The sequence below is a fragment of the Paenibacillus validus NBRC 15382 genome (assembly GCF_004000985.1).
Classification (GTDB): Bacteria; Bacillota; Bacilli; order Paenibacillales; family NBRC-103111; genus Paenibacillus_G; species Paenibacillus_G validus.
This window is the reverse complement of record NZ_BIMH01000007.1, coordinates 158,343-180,825: the sequence shown is the minus strand read 5'-3', so window position 1 is coordinate 180,825 and position 22,483 is coordinate 158,343. Positions and strand designations below refer to the sequence as shown.

General features: G+C 55.2%; 22 protein-coding genes. 18 read left to right on the top strand and 4 right to left on the bottom strand.

Annotation, left to right across the window (positions count from 1 at the left end; translation table 11 throughout):
- The 4 genes from PVA01S_RS07885 to PVA01S_RS07870 form a co-directional block, all read left to right on the top strand.
- Positions 1 to 973, top strand: a 973-nt coding sequence (locus tag PVA01S_RS07885) for a ring-cleaving dioxygenase (protein ID WP_307720669.1), incomplete at its 5' end; no start/stop codon positions are given.
- Positions 974 to 996: 23 nt separating this feature from the next.
- Positions 997 to 2,076 carry a maleylacetate reductase gene (locus PVA01S_RS07880; protein ID WP_127606605.1) on the top strand — a complete coding sequence of 360 codons (1,080 nt, stop codon included), beginning with the start codon at positions 997 to 999 and terminating at the stop codon, positions 2,074 to 2,076.
- Between the two features lie 175 nt (positions 2,077 to 2,251).
- Positions 2,252 to 3,532, top strand: coding sequence for an aconitase X (locus PVA01S_RS07875; protein ID WP_127606603.1), 1,281 nt, complete (start codon positions 2,252 to 2,254; stop codon positions 3,530 to 3,532).
- Positions 3,529 to 3,954: an aconitase X swivel domain-containing protein gene (locus PVA01S_RS07870; protein WP_127606601.1), complete on the top strand. Its 426-nt coding sequence runs from the start codon at positions 3,529 to 3,531 to the stop codon at positions 3,952 to 3,954. Before PVA01S_RS07875 ends, PVA01S_RS07870 begins: the two co-directional genes overlap by 4 nt.
- A gap of 160 nt (positions 3,955 to 4,114) precedes the next feature.
- Here the strand turns inward: PVA01S_RS07870 and PVA01S_RS07865 are convergent, their stop codons facing one another.
- Both PVA01S_RS07865 and PVA01S_RS07860 read right to left on the bottom strand, forming a co-directional pair.
- A complete protein-coding gene (locus tag PVA01S_RS07865; protein ID WP_127606599.1) occupies positions 4,115 to 4,438 on the bottom strand; it encodes an NIPSNAP family protein in 324 nt (107 codons plus the stop codon).
- Positions 4,435 to 5,205 carry an N-acyl homoserine lactonase family protein gene (locus PVA01S_RS07860; protein WP_054795343.1) on the bottom strand — a complete coding sequence of 257 codons (771 nt, stop codon included), beginning with the start codon at positions 5,203 to 5,205 and terminating at the stop codon, positions 4,435 to 4,437. Before PVA01S_RS07860 ends, PVA01S_RS07865 begins: the two co-directional genes overlap by 4 nt.
- A gap of 227 nt (positions 5,206 to 5,432) precedes the next feature.
- Between PVA01S_RS07860 and PVA01S_RS07855 the strand changes: the two genes are divergently transcribed.
- The 14 genes from PVA01S_RS07855 to PVA01S_RS07790 all read left to right on the top strand — a co-directional run bounded on the left by PVA01S_RS07855 (position 5,433) and on the right by PVA01S_RS07790 (position 19,989).
- A complete protein-coding gene (locus tag PVA01S_RS07855; RefSeq protein ID WP_127606598.1) occupies positions 5,433 to 6,212 on the top strand; it encodes an IclR family transcriptional regulator in 780 nt (259 codons plus the stop codon).
- A 581-nt stretch (positions 6,213 to 6,793) separates the two neighbouring features.
- On the top strand, positions 6,794 to 8,020 hold the full coding sequence (locus PVA01S_RS07850) for an MFS transporter (protein ID WP_127606596.1): 1,227 nt from the start codon (positions 6,794 to 6,796) through the stop codon (positions 8,018 to 8,020).
- Between the two features lie 95 nt (positions 8,021 to 8,115).
- Positions 8,116 to 10,329, top strand: coding sequence for a xanthine dehydrogenase family protein molybdopterin-binding subunit (locus tag PVA01S_RS07845; protein ID WP_127606594.1), 2,214 nt, complete (start codon positions 8,116 to 8,118; stop codon positions 10,327 to 10,329).
- A complete protein-coding gene (locus PVA01S_RS07840; RefSeq protein ID WP_054795348.1) occupies positions 10,326 to 10,850 on the top strand; it encodes a (2Fe-2S)-binding protein in 525 nt (174 codons plus the stop codon). The genes PVA01S_RS07845 and PVA01S_RS07840 overlap by 4 nt, the downstream gene beginning before the upstream one ends.
- Positions 10,837 to 11,721 carry an FAD binding domain-containing protein gene (locus PVA01S_RS07835; RefSeq protein ID WP_164751771.1) on the top strand — a complete coding sequence of 295 codons (885 nt, stop codon included), beginning with the start codon at positions 10,837 to 10,839 and terminating at the stop codon, positions 11,719 to 11,721. The genes PVA01S_RS07840 and PVA01S_RS07835 overlap by 14 nt, the downstream gene beginning before the upstream one ends.
- Positions 11,718 to 12,170 carry an SRPBCC family protein gene (locus PVA01S_RS07830; protein WP_127606591.1) on the top strand — a complete coding sequence of 151 codons (453 nt, stop codon included), beginning with the start codon at positions 11,718 to 11,720 and terminating at the stop codon, positions 12,168 to 12,170. Before PVA01S_RS07835 ends, PVA01S_RS07830 begins: the two co-directional genes overlap by 4 nt.
- A gap of 53 nt (positions 12,171 to 12,223) precedes the next feature.
- Positions 12,224 to 13,156: a hydroxymethylglutaryl-CoA lyase gene (locus PVA01S_RS07825; protein WP_127606589.1), complete on the top strand. Its 933-nt coding sequence runs from the start codon at positions 12,224 to 12,226 to the stop codon at positions 13,154 to 13,156.
- 38 nt (positions 13,157 to 13,194) lie between these two features.
- Complete coding sequence (locus PVA01S_RS07820) at positions 13,195 to 13,692, top strand: hotdog family protein (protein ID WP_127606587.1); 498 nt, start codon at positions 13,195 to 13,197, stop codon at positions 13,690 to 13,692.
- A 54-nt stretch (positions 13,693 to 13,746) separates the two neighbouring features.
- Complete coding sequence (locus PVA01S_RS07815; RefSeq protein WP_164751770.1) at positions 13,747 to 14,280, top strand: FAS1-like dehydratase domain-containing protein; 534 nt, start codon at positions 13,747 to 13,749, stop codon at positions 14,278 to 14,280.
- Positions 14,281 to 14,329: 49 nt separating this feature from the next.
- The gene (locus PVA01S_RS07810; protein WP_127606583.1) at positions 14,330 to 15,421 is read left to right on the top strand and encodes a CoA transferase; all 1,092 of its coding nucleotides are present in this window, start codon (positions 14,330 to 14,332) and stop codon (positions 15,419 to 15,421) included.
- Positions 15,422 to 15,489: 68 nt separating this feature from the next.
- A complete protein-coding gene (locus PVA01S_RS07805) occupies positions 15,490 to 16,650 on the top strand; it encodes a CaiB/BaiF CoA transferase family protein (RefSeq protein ID WP_054798887.1) in 1,161 nt (386 codons plus the stop codon).
- A gap of 42 nt (positions 16,651 to 16,692) precedes the next feature.
- A complete protein-coding gene (locus tag PVA01S_RS07800) occupies positions 16,693 to 18,096 on the top strand; it encodes an FAD-dependent oxidoreductase (protein ID WP_127606581.1) in 1,404 nt (467 codons plus the stop codon).
- Positions 18,097 to 18,283: 187 nt separating this feature from the next.
- Positions 18,284 to 19,327, top strand: coding sequence for an XdhC family protein (locus tag PVA01S_RS07795; RefSeq protein ID WP_127606579.1), 1,044 nt, complete (start codon positions 18,284 to 18,286; stop codon positions 19,325 to 19,327).
- Positions 19,328 to 19,356: 29 nt separating this feature from the next.
- Complete coding sequence (locus tag PVA01S_RS07790) at positions 19,357 to 19,989, top strand: nucleotidyltransferase family protein (protein ID WP_127606577.1); 633 nt, start codon at positions 19,357 to 19,359, stop codon at positions 19,987 to 19,989.
- 45 nt (positions 19,990 to 20,034) lie between these two features.
- Here the strand turns inward: PVA01S_RS07790 and PVA01S_RS07785 are convergent, their stop codons facing one another.
- Both PVA01S_RS07785 and PVA01S_RS07780 read right to left on the bottom strand, forming a co-directional pair.
- Positions 20,035 to 21,060 carry a cytochrome d ubiquinol oxidase subunit II gene (locus tag PVA01S_RS07785; RefSeq protein ID WP_127606575.1) on the bottom strand — a complete coding sequence of 342 codons (1,026 nt, stop codon included), beginning with the start codon at positions 21,058 to 21,060 and terminating at the stop codon, positions 20,035 to 20,037.
- Positions 21,053 to 22,414, bottom strand: a complete 1,362-nt coding sequence (locus tag PVA01S_RS07780; RefSeq protein WP_127606573.1) for a cytochrome ubiquinol oxidase subunit I — start codon at positions 22,412 to 22,414, stop codon at positions 21,053 to 21,055. The genes PVA01S_RS07785 and PVA01S_RS07780 overlap by 8 nt, the downstream gene beginning before the upstream one ends.
- Positions 22,415 to 22,483 lie beyond the last annotated feature (69 nt).

Genomic DNA, 22,483 nt, shown 5'->3' with positions numbered 1-22,483 from the left:
GAAAAGAAATATGGCTCAATTGATCAGCGGTATTCATCATGTCACTTCCGGTGTAGGAGGAGCGCAGGAAGATATCGACTTCTTCACCCAAATCGTAGGTCAGCGGATGGTCAAGCAGACGGTTCTGTTTGACGGTGCGGAAAGCATCTATCACCTCTATTACGCAAACCGCAACGCTGAAATCGGTACCGTCATGACGACCTTTCCTTACAGGAAGGCAGGCATTAAGGCACGCAAAGGGTCGGGTCAGGTGAAGATCACCTCTTATACCGTCCCCGAGTCGTCACTGGAATTTTGGCTCAAGCATCTTGACAAGCACGGTGTCGGGCACGGCTCCATTGAATCGCGGTTCGGCCAGAAGCGGATCGGCTTCTTCCACCCGTGCGGTCTGGAATTCGAATTTGTCGCCGACGACAGCGACAAACGCGCCGGTTGGATTACGGATGAAGTTTCCGACGCGGAAGCGGTACGGGGCTTTCACAGTGTGACGATGTCGGTGCGGGAAGTTCCCGAGCAGGAACGTTTTCTCGTGGACGGGTTAGGCTTCCGGAAAACGGGAGAGGAAGGACCGTACCATCGTTTTGAAATCGGCGACGGCGGCGCGCAAAAGACGATATTCCTCATTCACGAGCCGGATGTGCCTCAAGGCAGCTGGACGTTCGGTGAAGGGACGGTTCACCACGTGGCTTTTGCGGTTGCAAACGACGACGAAGCGACGAAGCTTAAACTGCACCTGGAAGGAATCGGGTATACGGATGCTTCCGAAGTGAAGGACCGCGATTACTTCCATTCCGTTTACGTCCGCTCCCCCGGAGGCATTCTGTGCGAGATTGCGACCAGCGACATCGGCTTTGAAATTAACGAGCCTATGGATAAGCTCGGGCATAAGTTACTGCTGCCGTCCTGGTTCGAGCATCGCCGCGAAGAAATCGTGGCTGCTCTGGAGCCGATTACAAATCCACAAATCAAGTAACAGGTATTCGCGGAGGATGGCAAATGAAAAATTTTCAATTTGAAAGCCTGCCCGGCAGAGTCCTGTTCGGTGCGGGTACGCTAACCGAGGTTAGCGCAGAGCTTCAAGCTCTCGGCGCCCGCAAGGCGCTCGTTATTGCTACGGCTGACTTAGCGGAATTGGCCCGTGAAGTCGGCGCCTTGCTCGGCGACTTATGCGCCGGCATTCATGCGCAAGCCGTGCAGCACATCCCGTATGAAACGGTGACGGAAGCGCTCAGCCGTGTGCAATCACTCGATGTCGACAGCCTCGTTGCTGTCGGCGGCGGTTCTTCCATCGGTCTTGCCAAAGCCATTGCGTTGGAAACTTCCCTGCCTATTTTAGCCATTCCTACGACTTATGCCGGATCGGAAATGACGCCGATCTGGGGAATAACGCAGAATGGGGTGAAAAAGACGGGGAAAAATCTGATCGTTAAACCGAAAAGCGTGATCTACGATTCCAAGCTTACCGTCACGCTGCCTGTACGCTTGTCCGTAACCAGCGGAATGAACGCCATTGCCCATTGCGCAGAGGGCTTGTACGCCGAGAACGCCAACCCGATTATTTCCCTCTTGGCCGAAGACGGCATACGGGCGCTTCGCGCCAGCTTACCGCAAATTTGCTCGAATCCGAACGATGAGGACGCCCGCTCCGAAGCGCAATACGGAACGTGGCTGGGAGGAACCGTATTGGGATCGGTAGGAATGGCTTTACATCACAAACTGTGCCACGTGCTGGGCGGCAGCTACAATCTGCCGCACGCGGAAACGCACACGGTAGTTCTGCCGTATGCGATTTGGTACAATGCCGGCCATGCGCCGGAAGCGATGAAAGCGCTCGCCCGGGCATTGGGCTCCGATGTGAGCGATGTCGCCGGTTCCATCTACGACCTGTTGAAGTCGATGGATGCTCCAACCTCGCTTGCAGAAATCGGAATGAAAGAGAAGGATCTCGATGCAGCGGCCAAATTAGCCACGCAGAATCCTTATTATAACCCTCGTCCAATCGATGAAAAGTCGATCCGGCAATTGCTGGAGTATGCCTATAACGGCCAGCGGCCGGTGAAAGGAAAGGCTCTTTGACTACAGGCGTATGTCTGAATAAACCTTAGTCCCGCATTCGACGGGGCTAAGGTTAAATTATTATCGTCTACAATCAACGGCTACCCGTTAACGCATGGGAAAGATAATCTGGATCGTACGGATAAGCAAATGACTATGAATTTCCGTATAGACGGCAAACAATGGAGCGTGTGAGATGAGATTGACCGACGAAGAGAAACGGATGCTGGATGGCAGCGACGGGCCCGCGGTGCAAAAGGCGATGGATTTGCTCATACGCTACGGAGAGGCTTTGGGGGCGGAGAAATTAGTGGAAACCTCCAACGTGAGCACAACGGTAGTCGCTTCCAGCGGCTACATGCGGGATTATGCGGCTAAGTACGGATTCGACGCGTTATTTTCCGAGTTTAACCTGGACAGTCAGGAGGCTGTTGAGATTCCGATGGTCAAAACCCACTCCTGTCAGCTGATCACCGGTTTTGATGCGCAGCACTGGGAGCAGATGGGCGGCACCCCTGACCGTGTGAAGTCCATTAAAGAGCATGAAGAATACAACGCTTCGATCGGCATCCAGCTGATGAGCACCTGTACGCCCTACCAGGTCGGGAATATACCGGTGAAGGGGGAGCACTGCGCCTGGATGGAATCTTCTGCCGTCGTGTACATCAACTCGGTGCTCGGCGCCCGCACCAATTGTGAAGGGCGGGAAAGCACGGGGGCGGCGATGCTGACAGGGCGAATCCCTTACTGGGGCTACCATGTGGACGAAAATCGGCTGGCGACTGATCTGGTGGAAGTCGAATGGGACGTCGAGAGCATGCTCGATTGGGGTCTCCTCGGTTACTACGTCGGTGAAGTCGTGGGCGATCGGGTGCCTGTGCTGAGCGGGGTTCGGCATGTTCCGAATTCTTATCGGATCAAGCATTTTGGGGCGTCCGCCGCTTCCTCGGGCGGTGTGGAGCTGTACCATATCCCGAAAATAACGGCGGAAGCGCAATCGGTTGAGGAGGCTTTAGGAGGGAAGAAACCTCAGTTCAGCTTCAAGTTTGGCCAAGAGGAGAGACAACGGGCGTATAACCGGTTGAACATATCGGCCAAAGATACGAAGGTCGATTTCATTATGCTGGGCTGCCCGCACGCGTCCATCGAACAGATCTGGGAAATTTGCAAGCTGCTGAAAGGAAAGCGGGTCCACAGCGGCACGCAGCTTTGGATCTTCACACCGCGGGCGATTCGGGAATTGGCGGACCGGAACGGATATACCCAGATCATTACCGACGCAGGAGGTTTTTTGATGAGCGATACGTGTCCGGCGCTTGGGCAAGTACTGCCGCCGGGTACGAAGGTGGTGGCCACCGACTCGGCGAAGCAGGCGCACTACCTGCCGGCGATTATGGGGATCCAATGCTGGTTCGGATCGCTTGAGGATTGCGTCCGGGCAGCGATAACAGGGAATTGGGGAGGAGAATTGCGATGACGAAAATTGTTCTTCACGGAAGAAAAGTGGTCGGCGGATGCGCGGAAGGAGAGGCGCTTGTCACCAAGGATACGATATCCGGCTGGGGCGGCATTAATCCGATGACCGGTACGATTATTGAACTGCAGCATGAATTGAGAGGCCAAAGCTTTAAAGATAAAGTGCTCGTGTTTCCCGGCGCGAAAGGATCGTCCGGCTGGTCCGCCTATTTCCACATGGCGCGGATGGTGGGGGCGGCTCCCAAAGCGATGATTTTTAACGTGATGACGACGAAGGCGGCCTTGGGTACGGTGGTTTCTCATGCGCCCACGGTTACGGGGCTGGATCAGGACCCGCTGGATATTATCGAAACCGGCGATTGGGTCAAAGTAGATGGCGATAACGGAATCGTAGAGATCACCAAAAAAAATGCGGGGAGTTAGGCTTTGCGCTCATGTAATATGTAACAACCATAACGGAGCTGCGCGGGTTGCGCGGCTCCGTTTGCTGTCTGGGTCCGAAGAACAACAAATCGACGGCTGCATGATAAGGCTGCAAGCGCAGCCTTTTGTCGCATGAGACGGGAAAAGGATGAAACATCTCTCAAGGCTGCGGGAAATAAGGCACCTGCCGAAGGAAAACGCTCTCCACCTTCGCTACGATCGGCCCTTCCTTTTCCGTTTCGCTTTTCACTTCTTGCCATTCGGGGTCGTTATAGAAAGACTCAAAGCTTTGATTGCGCGCTTCCATATCGGAAAATTCCATCACGTAGTAGAGCCGGTTGCGGTTATCGTCGATATCTTGCCAAAACTCGGTGACGCGCATGCCGTGTTTGGCAAAAATGCTTAATGTGAAATGAGCGAATCTGTCGTTGATCGCCTGCATTTTTCCGGGGTGGATGTCGTAAATTCGAAGCTCATATATCATGAGGCATTGTCCTCCGGCGGGTATTTGCTGTAATTGAATACGAGAGGGTCATGCCCGGGCAACACAAAATCGGCAATCTCCTCAATCCTCTTGAAGCTTTGGAAGTATTCTTCGAGATCCCAGTGAATCCCGTTGGGGAGGTGGGGCATATGTGCAGTAGGCCAGTTCCAGTTTTCAAACAAGGGGACGGTGTCACTGGCGATCACGTAGGTGCCTTTCGCGGTTTCAACGGCAACGCTCATGCTTCCCGGAGTATGACCCGGCGTCGTAAACAAGAATATACCTTCCGTAAGCTGTTTGTCGCCGTGAAGGATATTGTATTTGGTGTCGGTGATGAAGCTTGGCGACATGCCGATCGCCATCGATTCGTAGGCTTTCATATGAATCGGAAGCGGGTCGATGGCATAACGCAATTCTCTGCCTTGAACGTAAAATTGGGCGTTCTCGAAAAGATGATTGTTGTACACATGGTCCCAATGCAAATGTGTCGTAATCACCGCCTCAACCTTACTCGGATCACACCCCTTACTCCTCAAGGCAACCTCGGGCTCTTGCTCGGACGACCGCGTGAATGGAAAATGATACTTCGTCGAAAACTCCGGGTCAGGAGCCCCCGTATCCACAATCAATTGGCGTTCGCCATCCGTTACGAACCAGACGATATTCGGAACGTACATTTGAACACCGCAATTACGCATATAAGTGAACTCCGATTTATCGACGGTCAGCGTCCCCACGTCTACAGGTACGATCTCCCATTTGCTCATGCCGAAACCTCCCCAAGGTTATTAAACCGCTTTCATGAATAGATGCGGTACAAGTTAAACCATCCGAGAAACCGAGCGATATGGACGTAACACCCCCTTATAAAATCAGCGCAGATTTTTGAAGGTTAGTTGCCATCTTGTCAAGCACATAGTAAAATATCCATGTGTGAAAGTCAATATTTAATTTCTAAGGTTCAAAATTCGGACTTTTCCGGGGAGGTGCACCTATGACCAAAAACAAAGTTGTTATTAAATCCATGAATATTCTGCAATTATTCGAGCATTCAGAAGCCTTGTCTATCAATGAAATGGTAACCATAACGAATTTACCTAAAACATCGGTGATGCGTATGGTGAGCTCTCTGGAGGATATGGGGTTTTTGTCTAAACGAAGCGACCGAAGATATGTTCTCGGGCTCTCTCTTCTTCATTACGGTCATCTCGTTGCCGAGCGTCTGGATTTAAGGAAGGTTGCTCTGCCGCTGATGAACCAGCTTCGCGACGAAATGGACGAAGCCGTTAACCTTTCGGTGCCTGAGGAAGAAGAAGCCATTTATGTCGAAAAAGTAGATGCAAGAGCCAGCCAAATGGTTCGTGTCTTTACGCGTATCGGCCGCAGGGCGCCATTCTATGCCGGAGCCTGCCCGCGAATCATTCTTGCCAATATGGACGAAGACCGCGTGAACGCGTACCTGGAATCGATTCAACCGGTCCAGATTGCTTCCGGCACCATTACGGATAAGTCACAATTGCGCGAGGTCCTCGTTAAGTGCAGGCAGGACGGTTATTCGATCAGCTTTTCAGAATTGGAGAATGGTGCGGCTGCCATCGCTGCGCCGATTTTTAACCACAAGGGCGAGGTTATAGCAGGCCTTAGCATTACCGGACCAGACTACCGGTTTAGGGAATACCTGGTAAGCGATGTCATTCAACGCGTGATGCATACAGCAGCGGAAATATCGAAGCGTGTGGGCTGGAACCCGGACACCCTAAAGCAAATGGGGTAAAGGGAGCCTGCGGTTTCGGCTAGTAACGCTGCTTTACCGGCTTTGGTGCAGCCTCTCCCGCCAAACACCCTACCTAAGGGAAGGGAGAGGCCCGGACCGTGAATCTCTTCCATCCTCCCTGCCTTCATCTCCTGCGCCCAGCGCAGCCCGCCTTGTCATTTCGCCAATATTCCTGCCCGAAGAACGAACGGTTTTAACTCCTTAAAGATAGGGTGGACATTCATTTATTTTATGCTGAGCTTGCGGCAGTATGTCCATTTTTTCAAAAAAAGTCCGAAATTCGGTTTTGGAAAATTAAATATTGACTTTCGAACAGGTGTAATTTACTATGTGCTTAACACGATGACCCCGAGCGTAATTCATGGCTTTCATGGATCAGCAGGAGAGCAAATAAGAACTTTAAAGGGGGCGTTCAGTCTTCAGAACGGAAATCTTATTGGCGAATAAACAATGTGATTTATTATTGTAAACGCTTACAAAATTAAGATCGTTACACCAACTGCCAAATCGAAATGCAACTTGTTTTCTGAAACTGCTTACCCTCAAGTAATCCAGGAGTTCATAAGGGAAGGTGGCTCGATATGTCAAATTTACAACCTCAGACGGGTACGGGGACGCTCCCTGCGCGACGTGGTTACAAATCGGCATTCATAGGTGCACTGGTGGGCTGGATTTTTGATTATTATGAAGTCGCGCTAATGACTTTTCTCATCGTTCCTATCGCTGCGGCATTTGGCCTGTCTGGGGGGCAAACAGCGCTTGTGTTTTCGATTCAGTTGTTGGCGATGGCCGTGGGCGGCATCGGATTTGGCATGTTGGCGGATAAATACGGACGAAAAAATATTTTGTTCTGGACCATCGTCGTCTATTGCGTAGGTACGTTGGCCCGGGCTTTTACCTTCAACTATGAGTGGCTCATCATCTGGACCATCATTGCCGGACTTGGCATCGGCGGCGAGTATGGCGTCGGCCAAACGCTGGTGTCGGAAGTCGTGCCGAAGGAGAAACGCGGCTGGTGGGGAGGGCTGCTGTATGGCGGTATCTACTTCGGCATCGCTCTCGCCGCCGTTGTCGGGGGTTATGTTGCGCCTGCGATCGGCTGGCGCTGGACCTTGGTGCTTTCAACGCTTCCGATCCTGATTGCGATCTATATCCGCAAAACGACACCGGAGTCGGAAGTGTGGCAGAAAAAGGTCGAAAAGACCGGCGTTGACTGGAGTCAAATTTTTAAAGCGAGCTTCATGGTTCCGTTTTTCAAGTGCCTGATCGCTGCTTGTCTTCAGTTCTTCGCCTACTACGGGATCACCACATTTCTGCCGACCTATCTGACGAAACAGGGTCTGTCCATCACGCACGCCTCCTGGTGGGTCTTATTCTCCGCTTTGGCCGGCCTTGTGGGCAATGTAGTCGCTTCCTACACGAATGACCGCTGGGGCAGACGTGTTACGTTATGCTATCTCGCGGCCACCGCTGCGGTCGGAGGCATTATTCTTTTCTTGACTTGGCAATACCTCCTTACCTCTTCCTGGATTCTCCTTCCTTTCTTCATCCTCTACTTTGGTTGTAATGCCGCAACCGTGTTTGGCGTCCTGTTTAGTGAGATGTTCTCTTCTGATTTGCGCTCCACCGGTGTTTCGGCAGCTTTGCAGATCGGCCGTGGTCTGGCGTTCTTCCCTCCGCTCATTGCGGCGAGCATGTCGGCTGCATGGGGATATCAATCCGTTGTTCTGGTAGGCGCGCTTGAGTTTTTGGCACTCGCCGCATGGGCTTGGGTGTTCAAAGAGACGCGCGGCATCAAGCTCGATTAACCCGGGAGTCGCCTGACGCTCCTGTGTTCGGGCTCGGGCGCTCCTCACGCTCGCAGTTACACGTTGTCCATCTCACTTAGAGGAGGGGGTAAGCGATGAGTTCGCAAACGCCGCCAATTACACAAAAATCGAATCGGGTCGACGGCTTTCAGAAGGTTCGTGGCGAAGCGCGGTATACGGATGACATCACCTTGCCGGATATGCTCTATGGGGCCGTCTTGCGAAGTCCCTATGCACATGCGCGTATCGTATCGATTAACACCGAGGAAGCCGCCCGATTGCCCGGTGTTGTTGCCGTTATTACGGCAAAAGACATTCGAAGCGGCACATTTGGCCGGATCGTAAGGGATATCCCGGTTCTTGCGAGCGACAAGGTTTTGTTCGCGGGCGATCGCGTCGCTGCCGTCGCCGCCACAACAAGAGACATTGCGGAAGAAGCCTTGGCGCTCATCGAGATGGAGTACGAACCGCTTCCGGCCGTTTACGATGCCAGAGAGGCGCTGCAGGAGGGGGCGCCTATCCTGCACGACTCTCCATGGAATTACAAGGGAGCCGTCACGAAGGATACCGATGCTGCGAATTTGCAATCCCGCATATGCTTGTCGAACGGTGGAGACGTATCCGAGGCGTTGGCCCGTTCGAAGTATGTCTTCACTGAAACGTTCACAACGGCGGCTCGTCACCAGGGGTACCTGGAACCGCACTCCTGTATCGCCCGAGTCCTTGGAGATGAGGTTGAAATTTGGGCGCCGAACAAGTCACCGTACCGGCTTCGCCAGCAAATGGCCGATTGGCTGGCGATTGACGCGTCGCACGTTCACATTCATCCTGTTTTTGTCGGCGGCGACTTTGGAGGTAAAGGCTCTCCTATGGAAATTCCGTTAACGATCGCCCTTGCGAAAGCTACAGGGCGCCCGGTGAAGCTTCGAATGACCTATGCCGAAGACCTGATGGGAACGAATCCCCGGCATTCGGCTTCCGTTAAGGTTCGTCTAGGTCTCGATGAGCATGGCAAATTTACTGCGCTCGATGTCGACGCGGTGTTGAACGGCGGCGCTTATGCGGGGTACAAGGCAGGGGTTAACGTGAACCTTATCGGGATTCCGGACGCGGGTTCCGCTTACCGTATTCCGGTCGCCCGTATTCAAAGTACGATCGCCTATACGAACACCGTCCCCCGTGGCCATGCCCGTGCGCCAGGCTCGGTTCAGATGCACTTCCCTGTGGAAAGTGTGATCGATATGGCTGCACGCCAGCTTCAGATCGATCCGCTGGAGCTGCGGGAGCGGAATATGCTTCAGGATGGAGACCCTTCTCCCACCGGCGATCACTTTCTGGAGGTCCGTTCCCGGGAGACGCTTGCAGCCGTGAAGGAGCTTGCGGACAGCGTGCCTGTTCGCCCGCTTCCGAAGGAGGGAGAGTGGGTGCGGGGCACCGGGTATGCCTTCTATCAAAGGCCGACACACGGCGGTATAACTGAAATCGGACTGGAGCCCACGAGTTCCGGACAATTAGTTGTGCATGTTCCGTTCCCTGACCAAGGGGGCGGACAAATGACGCTCGGCCGCAACATTTTAAGCCGGCTGTTATCACTTCCGGGCGAGCTGATTACCGTTCGCCAAGCTGAGACCCATGAACTGAACTACGATACGGGTTGTGGGGGAAGCCGTGTGACGGTCACGGCCAGCGAGGCGTTTCACAAGGCAGCCAAGCTGCTTGTGCAGGAGCTCCAAAGCCGGTTCGGCTTGCCGGGCACGTATGAGCTGCCCGATCTTCGGGCCGCCTTGGCCCGGTTCGCACGGGAGAGGGAGGGCGACTGGCTTCGTGTCGGTCATGATGCCAGTGAAATCGAACATGTCTGTTCCTACAACGTAACCCTAGCAAGAGTTCGCGTTGACCTTGGAACCGGTCAAATTGTCGTGGAGGATCTCATCGCAGCGTACGACGTGGCGGGCATTATCAATGAGGCGTCACATTACATCCAGTTGGAGGGCGGCGTTGTTTTTGGCTACGGCGAGGCTGTTCTCGAGGACTTGGTCATTGAGGAAGGCCGCGTTACCCACGCCAGTCTGGGCGAATATAAGCTGCCGTCTCAAGAGGATATTCCAGCCGTTCACATGTCTTTGGTCGAAGGCGGACGGGGCATTGGGGCGGAAAATATTAAGGCGGCAGGCGAATTGTCCAATGTAGCGGTCCCGGCCGCCATTGCCAACGCGATCGCGGATGCGGCAGGCGTGCGGATGAAGCAATTGCCGATCACCGCCGAGAGCGTGTACTTCGCGCTTCGCGGGAAGGAGGAGGCACAATGACGCAATCGATTCAGCTGCAGGTAAACGGCCGCCGTATTTCGGCCGAGGTGGATGAGGGCGAGCTATTAATCGACTTTCTGCGCAATCAGCTTCAGCTGACAGGTACGAAGGAAGCATGCTCCATCGGAATTTGCGGACTATGCACGGTGCTTGTCAACGGGAAAGCCATCAGCTCCTGCCTGATGCCGGCCGTATTTGCCCATGAAGCGAATGTGTTTACCGCGGAAGGGCTTCGTATGCTCACGGATCAGGATACGCTTCCGGAAGCTGCGCCGGATCCGAGGCTGTGGGCCATTGTGCAGGAAACATTCGTCGAATGCGAAGGACTCCAGTGCGGCATCTGCACACCCGGGCAAGTTATGTCGGCCGTCAGCCTGCTTCGCGAGCATCCCGATCCGACCGAAGAGGAGATCCGCCGGTACATGGCCGGGAACCTATGCCGGTGCACGGGCTACTTGTCGATCATACGGGCGATTCAACTTGCTGCGCAGAAATGGGGGGCTGAACGTGCCGTCCTTTAAGCTTACTGTTCCGAGCAGTCTTGACGAAGCCTTATCGTTGTTGAATCCGGACGACGACGTCCTCTTGTGGGGCGGCGGGGTGGCGTCGACGATTCTTATGAAACAAAAGCTGCTTGCGCCCTCCGTCGTGATCGGTTTAGAACGCGTGCAGGAATTGTACGGAATTACACAGGAGGAAGACGGGAGCCTCCGGTTGGGGGCCATGGTACGGCTGCGTGACATGGAGCTCTCTCCCTTGCTTGCCGGGTTGCTTCCAAGCTTGTCCGAAACGGCCAAAGTCATTGCGAACGTCCGCGTCCGGAATGCCGCCACGCTCGGCGGCCACCTCATCCACGCGGACCCGGCGCAAGACTTGCCGCCTATGCTGCTGGCCTTGGATGCGGCCGTGAAGCTCCAATCGAAGACGGGTCAACGCATCGTCGCGCTGAACGAGTTTTTTGCAGATACGATGGAAACGGTCATTCGTCCCGACGAAATTCTGGTCGAGGTCGCGATTCCGGCCAAGGCATTGGCCCGGGCTTCCCGTTATGTAAAGTTTCGGCCCCGCAGCCAGGACGATTACTGTACGGTCGGGGTCGCAGCGAGCATCGCCTATGAAGCGGACGGCAGCACGGTCCGTGAAGCATCCGTTGCTGTAGGCGGTGCGGGACCGGTTGCGTGCAGATTTCCCGATGCGGAAAGGCTCCTGGTAGGCAAATCCTTAACGAAGTCCCTGTTAAACGAAGTCGCTGAGGTTGTTCATGAGCAAGCTGAGCCATGGGACGATGCGCGAGGAAGCGAAATTTACAAGCGCGACATGGCGGCTGTCTGGACGAAGCGCGTGCTTGCTTCGTTGGCTGGAGATCCGACAAGTGAGGAGACGATCGCGTGAAGTTTTTGTATAAAATCGCTGTAGCGAGCGAAGCTGCGCAGACGTGGGAGAAGATGCAGGATACGCTTGCGATGGTTCACTGTATCCCGGGCGTTGAGGAGGCCGATGAAACTTCGGAAGGCCATTATGACGTGAAAATTGTGACGAAGCTCGGACCGGTTTCGCTGCGGTTTAACGGCAGCGCAGAGCTGGAGATTCATCAAGAGGAGCGGGCCATGCAAGCGGGCGTTACCATGAGCGATTCCCGCTCGGGTAATGTGTACGGTCAATTCACGATGAGGCTGGTTCCGGATGAGGCCGGCAACGGCTCGATCCTTCAGATCGACGCCGATATTGTGATAGCCGGCAAACTGGGCGAGCTTGCACAGCCGCTGATCAAGCGAAAGGCAGACCAGATTGTCCAGGAGTTTTCCAAAAAACTGACCAACTACCTCGAAACGGCACAGTAAGCATCGCGTGGGCAAAAACAACCAAATAAAAATGACCGGGGGAGTGACGAATCTTGAGCAATTCGAATCGGGTATGGTTTACTGATGTGGCGGCGCGTGACGGATTTCAAATCGAGCCCCAGCGGGTATCGACGGAAACGAAAGTTGAGACGATTAACGCGCTGGGCGCGGCCGGCGTGCCGTGCATTGAAGCTACTTCCTTTGTCCATCCCAAGGCCGTGCCGCAGATGGCTGACGCCGAGGAGGTCATGAAGCGCATCACCCGGTATCCGGGAACGCGCTATACCGTGCTTGTGCCCAATTTACGCGGCGCAGAGCGGGCTTTGGCGTGCAAGCCGGACATGATTACAACCGTCGTTTCGGTGAGTGACAGTCACAATCGAGCCAATATCCGCCGCCGCACCTTCGAAACGTTGAATGAATTCGAGCAGGTGGCGCACCTCGTCCATTCGGCCGGCGTCACCCTGCAAGGGGCGATGAGCACGACGTTCGGCTGCGCCTTTGAAGGGCGGATTCCGCTGGAACGGGTACTGGAAGTCGTAGAACATTACGTGGCGCTTGAGGTGGATGGGGTCGTCTTGGCCGATACAACCGGGATGGCTAACCCGGCCCATGTACGTCAGGTCATTCGCGCGATTCAGGATCGTTGGCCGGACCTGGAATTGCATCTGCACTTCCATAACACAAGGGGGATGGGCTTGGCTAATGTGTATGCGGCCTACCTGGAAGGCGTCCGCCACTTTGAAGGCTCGCTCGGCGGGATCGGAGGCTGCCCCTTTGCTCCGGGGGCCACTGGAAACATTTGCACCGAAGACGCCGTGCACATGTTCATGGAGATGGGAGTGGAGACCGGCATAGACTTGGATAGGCTGCTGGAAGCATCCCGGGATATGGAGCGGGCCTTGGGTCACGAACTGCCGGGTCAGGTCATGAAGGCGGGCAGAACGCTTGATCTTCATCCCTTGCCGCCTGGTGAGGCGGGTTAAGCGCGGTAGGTTCAATCGTACAAGGAGAGGTGAAAGCTGTGAGTGAAAAATACTATGAGGATGTCGACGAAGGGCAAATATTAACCCCGCTGCAGCGAGGCCCGATGAATACGATGCTGATGATGCGTTGGTCCGCATTTCAGGAAAACTGGCATCGTATCCATTACGATTATCCATTCGCTACCGGGCATGACGGGCTGCCTGACATCGTGGTCAGCGGCTCATGGAAGCAGCATATGCTCGTTCAGATGTTGAAGGAGTGGGCTGGACCGCTGGGCTGGATATGGAAGGTCAAGTACGAATATCGCGGTTGGGATGTAGCCGGGGACGTATTGACGGCGGGCGGCCGCATTGACCGGAAAGAAGTTCAAGACGGGCTCGGCTGTATTCATTGCACCATCGGGATCGAGAATCAAAGAGGGGTGCGTTCTACAACGGGCGAGGCCGTTATTGTTTTGCCCATGCGGGAAGGCCGGAAGATTCCGTACCCGTTCGTGCCGCCCCGGCAAGCTGCGCAGGACGGAACGCTGGAATAGCCGTGAAGCATGGACGACAACAGCCGCATCATTACCGTAAGGAGGATCTGTTGCATGAATTATATAACTTCAGAGGTTCGCTCCTTTATCGGACGCGAATCGGAACCGGTTGTCGCTTGGGACCCTGTGGAAACAGGCGCAATTCGCCGAATGGCTCAGGGGATTATGGACGACGATCCCGTCTACTGGGATCAGGACTATGCCAGCACCACGAAGTTTGGCGGCGTCGTTGCCCCGCCGCTTTATCCTATGCACGCGATCCGGCGACTTCCCGGCACGCCCGATCCCTTGGTGTTCAGCGATGCGGACCCCGACTTTGACGGTGCGGGTCAATCGCACGGGGAAGGGTTGGGGCTGCCTCCCGTCCCGATTCCTTTAACGCGATTGATCAATGGGGGCAACGAGGTCGAGTTTTATGCCTTTGCGCGCCCGGGCGATCGGATTGTGGCGACAAGCCGGTACCGGGATATTTACCAGAAGGAAGGATCGTCCGGTCCGCTTGTGTTTGTAATAACCGAAACGTCCTATACAACCGAGAAAGACAGCACGCTGCTGATGATCAGCCGGCGCATTCAAATTTTTCGTTAACGCCGAGAACGCAGCATGGAACCGGCGGTGCAGGGGAGGTTAGTCGGATATGTATCCGTTATTAGAGGGCGTACGGATTCTGGAGGTAGGAAAGAGCGATTCGGCGCGATATTGCGGTAAAATTTTGGCCGAATTGGGTGCGGAAGTGTCGATGCTCTCAAGCATCGGGACGGCTCGCGCAGAGCAACGCGACAACCAAAGTCAACCTAGGCGCACACGGGAAGTGTTCGACCGCTACCTGAACCAAAACAAGGCAGTCCGCACCGGAAGCGGGCGGCTGGCGGACGAAGAAGAAATCAAACGGTGGAGCGAAGAAGCCGAGCTGTGCATTCTAGGTTATGAAGCTGCCGATATGGCACACCTGCCGTCAGCATTGCTGGCCGGAGGCACGAGTGTCCTCGCCATTACGCCGTTCGGGCTGACAGGGCCGAACGCCCATGCTCCCGGCGGAGATCTTATAGCCAGTCACGCTGGAGGATATGCTTATCACCTGGCCTTTCCCAGCAGCTCTCCCGAGGACAATCCGCCTACACGCGGTCCGGCCGGACAATCGCTATTATTCGCCGGGCTCATCGGCGCGGTAGCGGCCATCGGCGCTCTGCTTGGAACCGGGCGAGGCCAGCCATCAACATTCATGGACCTGTCGGAGCAAGAGGCCGTTGCTTCCTTATTATTCGAGGAATTAGCCGCCTACAATGAGGGCCATCTGCCCGCTGCGAGGCAGGTGGAGAACGCGGCGGAAGGTACGCCGGTTGCCGGAGGCTTGGTAGGCATTATGCCATGCGCCGACGGATTTGTCATGTGTTCCCCCCGCGAACAGCACCAATGGGATCGGGTTGTGGAATGGCTGGGTCGCCCCGGTTGGGCTGCGAGGCCCGAATTTGCAAGCCCGTCGTCAAGGATGCAGCATTGGTCTCAATTACAGGCCTATTTGAGCGAACAGACCCGTCACATGACGAAGCGGCAAGTTCACGAGGAGCTGCAGAAAAATAAGGTGGCGTGCTTCCCTGTCAATACGATTAAAGAAGCTTTTGCTATTGAGCAGCTTGACTTTCGGAAGTTTTGGCACACCTTGAATCCGGAAACAAGCGGACCTGCCGTCGTCTTGCCGGGGCTGCCTTTTTTGTTGAAAAGTACGTAGGTCTCGTTGATTGGCGACTCCTTTCATAAGGCAAGATTGCTCCAATCGAAGGGGAGGTAAGCAACCTGATGCTGCTTAAAGGTATCCGTGTGGTCGATTTTACTTGGGTCGTAGGAGGGCCGATTGCTACGCAATATTTAGGCCTGATGGGGGCGGAGGTCATTAAAGTGGAGTCAGCTACCCGGCCGGAATATCGGAAGCGAAGCGGATGGTTTCCTGCATTGAATGGTTCCAAGCTTAGCTGTACCCTCAATCTTAAGGAGCCGGAGGGCCAGGAATTAGTTAGAGAGCTGATTCGGAAGAGCGATGTGGTGGTTGAGAATTTCTCGACAGGGGTTACCGAGAAGCTGGGTATTGATTACGCACGGCTCCGTCCGATCAATCCGCGGCTCATCATGCTGTCGATGTCCGGTTTAGGGCGGGAAGGCCAGGCGCGGGATCTTCTCGGGTACGGATCGCTGCTGCAAGCGTACAGCGGGTGGACGTCATTGGTCAAGGAAACGGACTTGAGCGTCGAAGGGATGGGCGTCCGTCCGCCGTTGACGGATCATGTTGCAGGCGTTATGGGCGTGCTCGCCATATTGGCTGCGTTAAGGCGGCGCGACCAGTCCGGGCATGGAGCGTTGATTGACTTGTCCCTGCTGGAGTCGATTATGACGCTGCTGGTCGAGCCGCTGATTGAGGTGTCTTTGACCGGCGAATCGCCCCCGGTGGTCGGCAACGGTTCGCCCCATGCCGCCCCGCACGGTTGTTACGCTTGCTCGGGCGAGGACCGGTGGATCGCTTTGGCTATCTATGATGATGACGAGTGGGAGCGATTGGCCGATTTGATGGGGAACCCGGAGTGGGCACGGTCTTACCGCACAGGCGCGGAACGTTTGGCAAATTCGGAGCTCATCGATCGCACAATAGCGGGGTGGACCCGGTCCTGGGATTGTCATCAACTGGCAGAGCGTCTCAGGGAAATTGGAATTGCCGCTGCAGCGAGCAGCTCTTTTCACGACTTAGTCGCGGATCCGCATCTCCTGGATCGGGGGTATTTCACTCCGCAAGGCGACCAGACCGGCACATGGGTCAGGGGGCTCCCCTGGATCGATTCGCGCATGCAGCGCGGACATATACGGCCAGCCCCCGGTTTGGGCGCCGATAACGAATATGTGTTCAGGCAGCTATTGCAATTGAGCGATGCACAAATGGACGATTTGCGTTTCCGGGGCGTCTTGACATAAGGCGCAGCTTCCATTCCGGTCAAACCAAGGGAGGGTCATGTCATGGAAAAACAGGTTGACTTCGATATTGTGATTGTCGGCTGCGGCGTCGCAGGAGCGGCTGCCGCTCTGTCTGCAGCGGAACATGCCAAGCAAACCGGAAAAAACGCGCGCATTGCCATACTGGAGCGGACCGATTATCACCATCGGGGCGGAAACTCCCGTTGGACGGCAGCATTCCTGCGCATGGAGAGCCTGGAACGGACAGCAGACAACTTTGTCGAGGATATGCTGTCGTTCTCAAGCTATTATTCGGATAAGAAATACATCGAAACTCTGGCTGAACATGCTGGCGAAACGCTCAAGTGGGTGCATGAAAAAGGCGTCGATTTTGACCACCTCCCGACGATGTTTCTCACTTCTTCCAAACCGCGTTTACTGCCCGTCGGCGGGGGGCGCGCCATTATCGATTGTCTCTTGCGGCGTGCCGAAGCGCTTGGCGTACAAATGATTTATGAAACGACCGCCTGGCAGCTGCTGCTGGACGATGAAGGCGCGATAGAAGGGCTTATGGTCCGCGTTAAGGGCGGAACCTCGTACCGGCTCGGAACGAGAACCGTCATTCTCGCAGCCGGCGGATTCCAGGGCAATCCCGAAATGATGGCGCAATATATCGGCAGAGACGCCCATCAAATTCCGACCATAGCGGAAGGCGGGCTGGCCAACAAAGGGGAATGCATCCGGATGGCGATGGCCATAGGGGCCAAAGGGGCAGGTCAGTGGGATTCCTTCCATGCGGAGCCTGTTGACCCGCGAAGCAAGCGGGAAGAGGCTACCGTCATGACATACCCGTATGCCATATTGGTGGACCGGAACGGCAGGCGTTTCCTGGACGAAGGGATCTCCACGGTGGATGAGCAATACGAATCGGTTGCGCGAACGATCTTCTATGACTTGCCGGGCCGAATGGCTTATATGGTGTCCGACCAAAAGATGTTCGCCATTCCGAATTACGAACGGGCGCTGCAAACCGAACAACCGCCCATCGAAGCGGACACGATTGAGGAGCTTGCCGGGAAAATCGGGGTACCGCCGGAAAATCTCGGTGAAACGGTGCGGGCCTTCAACGAAGCGATCCAGCCTGGACCTTTTTACTGGGACCGGAAGGACGGTAAACATACCAGCGGGATTACACCGCCCAAATCGAACTGGGCGATTCCGATCGATCAAGGTCCGTTTATCGCCTACCCGGTCATCTGTTCCAATGTGTTCTCCTACGGCGGCTTGTTCACGGACACGGATGGACGTGTATTAACGGGCGATAACGATGCCATTCCGGGTTTATATGCCGCCGGTGAAATAACAGGTCTTTATTACGGCAAGTATCCCGGGGCCACGTCTGTCCTGCGCGGGCTTGTGTTTGGCCGCCGGGCCGGGGCGCATGCGTTAGCCTATGGGCTAAAGTAGAATCGGTATGCGATTCCGCGTGCCGCCCTTCATGCCGCATTTGATGCGGCAAGGCTGCTCTTAATGGACGGAACAAGCGAGCGTATTCCGATGCTGTCCTGGGAAGACCGGCAATCACTAGTGAGATTCCCGGAATTATCGGAGCTTGAGAAGCGGTATCAGGATTAAAACCGGAGGTAGAGTGACCATGAACGATGCTTACCGGATTTTAAAAAAAATGAAAGAAAAAAAGGAACAAACATTTGCTCTGGCGACGATCGTTCATGTGGACGGTTCGGCTTACCGGCATGCGGGAGCTAAAATGCTGATCGGGGAAGACGACAGTCTATACGGGACCCTTAGCGCCGGATGTCTGGAAGAGGATTTGGCTTATCATGCCCGGGAGGTGCTTCAGACCCGGCAGCCGCAGACGTTAATTTATCATTTAAAGGCCGAGGATGATTTATCCTGGGGGCAGGGAGCGGGCTGCAATGGGAGTATTCAGGTGTATGTGGAGCCTTGCGAATGGGAAGCCAGGCCGCGCTTTCAGGATGAACCGGTATGGCCTCAAGTGGAATCGCTGCTGGATTCGGGTAACAAGGTCGCAAGTGCAAAAATAATAGGCGAAGATAACGGCCAAAGCGTACCGCTCTTTTATGCGGACAACGGCACGGTACTTGGGGACGCGGATCAAGAAACGAGGCGGAGAATCATCCCCGGACTCAAGAGGTTTTTGCAAAGCGGGCAAAAGCTGCAGGTCGTTAAGCCAGCCCATGCCGATGCCGATCTCTTGTTCGAATTGTATGAGCCCCGGGAGCAGCTCTATCTATTCGGAGCAGGGCCCGATGTAGAACCGATTGTCCGGCTGGCCTCCAGCCTGGATTTCTATGTTACCCTCATTGATCCCAGAAGCAGCCGCTGCAACAAGACGGTATTTCCGGCGGCGGATCGATGCATACCCGAACATCCGGAAGCTTATTTGCAAACGAATCCGATACCGGGGAAAAGCTATGTGCTCATCATGACGCACAGCTTTCAGCGGGATCGGCATATTTTACGTCATCTGCTTTCATCGCCCCCCTATTATGTAGGGGTACTCGGGCCTAGACGAAGGACAGAACGTCTATTCTTGCCCGATGCAATGCCGGACTGGGTTCATGCTCCGGTAGGACTGCGCATCGGCGCCGAAGGACCTGAAGAGATCAGTGTAAGCGTCATGGCCGAGCTGCTCCAAATCAGGAATCGAAGGTAACGCGAGTAAGGAGTGAAACCATACCGGATATGGGCGCGATCGGAGCGGTTATTTTAGCGGCGGGGATGTCAAGGCGAATGGGACAGCCCAAATTGCTGCTGCCTTTTTTGGGGAAGCCTCTTTTTCGTTACAGTGTGGATGCGGCTATCCAGGCCGGTTTGCAGCCCGTAGTGATAGTCGGAGGCAGCCGCATGGAGGAGCTGCTTCGGCATGTCGCGGACTGCGCGGACATCGAAGGCATCGAGAACAAAGATTATCAATCGGGGATGGCTTCTTCGCTTCAAGCCGGCCTGCAGGCGGTAAAGGGGCGTGCCAATGCCGCGATCGTATTTTTGGCGGACCAGCCTCTCGTAGCTCCTGTCGTCATCAACGAGATCGTACGGCATTATAATCTTCATCGCCATGAGGGGATTCGTATTGTACGACCCGAGTATCAAGGACGTCCCGGACACCCCGTTTTGTTCGATGCCGATTTGTTTGCTGAGCTGGAACATATCCAGGGCGATGAAGGCGGAAAATCCATCCTGATCAAACATCGTTCCCTGCTGCACGTCGTTCCATTCGCTAATGAGCAATGGGGGATGGATATCGACACGCCCGACGATCTGCGGAAGCTTGAAAAAATAGCTTATGCGGCTGGCGGTGAAGACGGGCCGAAGTGAGCTTCGGCCCGGTTATAGCCTTCATCGTTATAAGCGGTTGTCCGGCTATTCTTGGCGCAAATAACGCTTGTCTTTCAAAAACAGTTTCCAAAACAGGTAGAAAGCCGGGCCGAGAATGAGCAGTCCGATGACATAGGCGACAAGCAGAGCCCGGAATGTGCTGGGATTGGTGAACCCTTCCTCCACCGTCAAGTACGGATAGATGATGTACGGAAGATGCGAGAGGCCGTAGCCGATGCTGGCGAAGGCGTACTGGACGATAATCGCCGTGAACGCGACTCGCGGCACACCCGGCCCGCCATCCGGCCGGCCCCACAGCAAAGCCGTGTATCCAAAGACGAATGCGAGAATCGAGAAGATGAACCACAGGCTGTTGCGTTCGATGGCTTCCACGATCCAGTACGCCTCCGGCACCATGCCAAAGGTGGTGATGACCGCAAAAAACAGCGTGAAGGGACCGAGCCAAATCGCTGCTTTGCGGTACAGCCTGTAAGCCCCGTTGTCTCCCGATTCGTTGGAGTAATCGGCCAGAAACAACGCGGCCAGGTAGAGCTCGGTGGACAAGCCGAAGCCCAGGTGGGTCCAAAGCGTCCGGGAAGCCAGCAGCTGGCCGAAATGCAGCGAAGGCACGCCATCCACGATGTCGATGAAGCCGCCTAGCGAAATCGGCAGTACGGCTACAAGCAATCCGGGGATAAGAAGACCGGTCACGCCGGAGACGACGTTAAGCTCTTTGCCGTATCTTTTGGAGGAATAAGCGTATACCATAAAGCTGCTTCGGATCAACAGCAGGATCAGAACCAAGCTCACCGGCAGCAGCAGGGCGGTTCCCAGCATGGCGACGGCCTTCGGGAAAAAACCGACCAGCGCGACCACCACCAGAACGAGAAACGTATTGGTCACTTCCCAGGTTGGCGACAAGAATCGGTTCGCCAGCGCCCCCGCATTCGTCGCGTCGCTGCGGCCGAATACCATCCCCCAGAAGCCAGCCCCGAAATCGATGGAGCCCAGAATGGAGTATACGAATAACAGCAGCCAGACGAGCATAATCGCGAGTGTCGGTTCAGACATGAGTCCGTACCCCCTCATCGTCCAGCACCGGCATCTGCGGGTTCAGCTCTTTGGAGGCCGGATGGCGCTTGAAGTAGTAGAGCAGGACGAAAGCGGTCAGAAACAGCAGAATCACGTAAATGCCTACAAATAGCGCGAACAGCAGTCCCAGGTTGCCCGTTTTGGTGGCGGCATCCTTCGTGAGCTGCATGTGGTAAATCGTCCACGGCTGGCGGCCGGTGCAGCTGAAGATCCAGCCCGTTTCGATGCCGATAAGAGATAGCGCGCCCGAGCTTGCGAGAAGCCACAGCCCCCATCGGGGCAGCGTCCGCTTCAGCACGTAACGCCAAACCAGGGCGCCGAAGGACAAGCCGATGAGCACCATGCCGATCACGACCATAATATTGAACAGCGTATGAATATAAAGCGGCGGCCACAGCTCTTCGGGGTATTCGTTCAATCCCTTCACGACCGTATCGAAGCTGTTGCCCGCCAGGAAGCTGAGCGCCCCCGGAATTTCGATGCCGCCCTTCACTTCTCCCGATTCCGGGTCGGCCACCCCAAATATAGCGAGCGGCGCATGGTCCGTCGTTTCGAACAGTCCCTCCGCGGCGGCCAGCTTCTCCGGCTGGTAATGGTGCAGCATTTGCGCGGTGGCGTGCCCGTTCAACGCCGTGAACAACGAGAGCGCCCCGCCCACGACCAGCCCGAGCAGCAGGCTCCGGGAATGGTATTCGCGCTCTTCCGCCGATCTCCCCCGTTTCAACAGCTTATAAGCGGCCAACGACACGATGCCGAACGCTCCCGTCATATAGGCGGAAGATAGGACATGCAGCGCCGTCGTATAGAGGCTCGGGCTGAAGATCGCCGCGATCGGGTCCACGTTCGAGACTACGCCGTTCACGAGATCGAATCCCCGCGGCGTATTCATCCAGGCATGGGCGTCTGTGATGAGGACGGCGGACGCACTGGCTCCCAAGGCAACGAAAAAGACGCTGACGATGCGAAGCAGCGGCGAGAGTCTATCCGCGGCGTACACATAGATCGACATGAATAAAGCTTCAAGCAGGAAAGCCCAGATTTCCACCTGAAAAGGCACGGCGATCACCTGGCCCACGATGGCCATAAAGCCGGGAAACAGCAAGGACAGCATGACCCCGACGATCGTGCCCGATGGAATCGCCACCCCCAGGATGATAGCAAAGCCTTTGGTCCAGCGCTTTGCCAGAATGGCATAATATTTATCTTTCCGGATATGGTACATCAGCTCCGCGAATAAGACCATGATGGGGATTCCAACCCCGAGCGTCGCAAAAATAATATGAAATGCCATTGAAGTGCCGAACAGAGCGCGGGCCAATACAACGTTATCCATTGTTTAAACGCTTCCCTTCAAACCACCGTTGGAATGTGTTCCTTCATCGAAGTTAATATGAACGGAAAT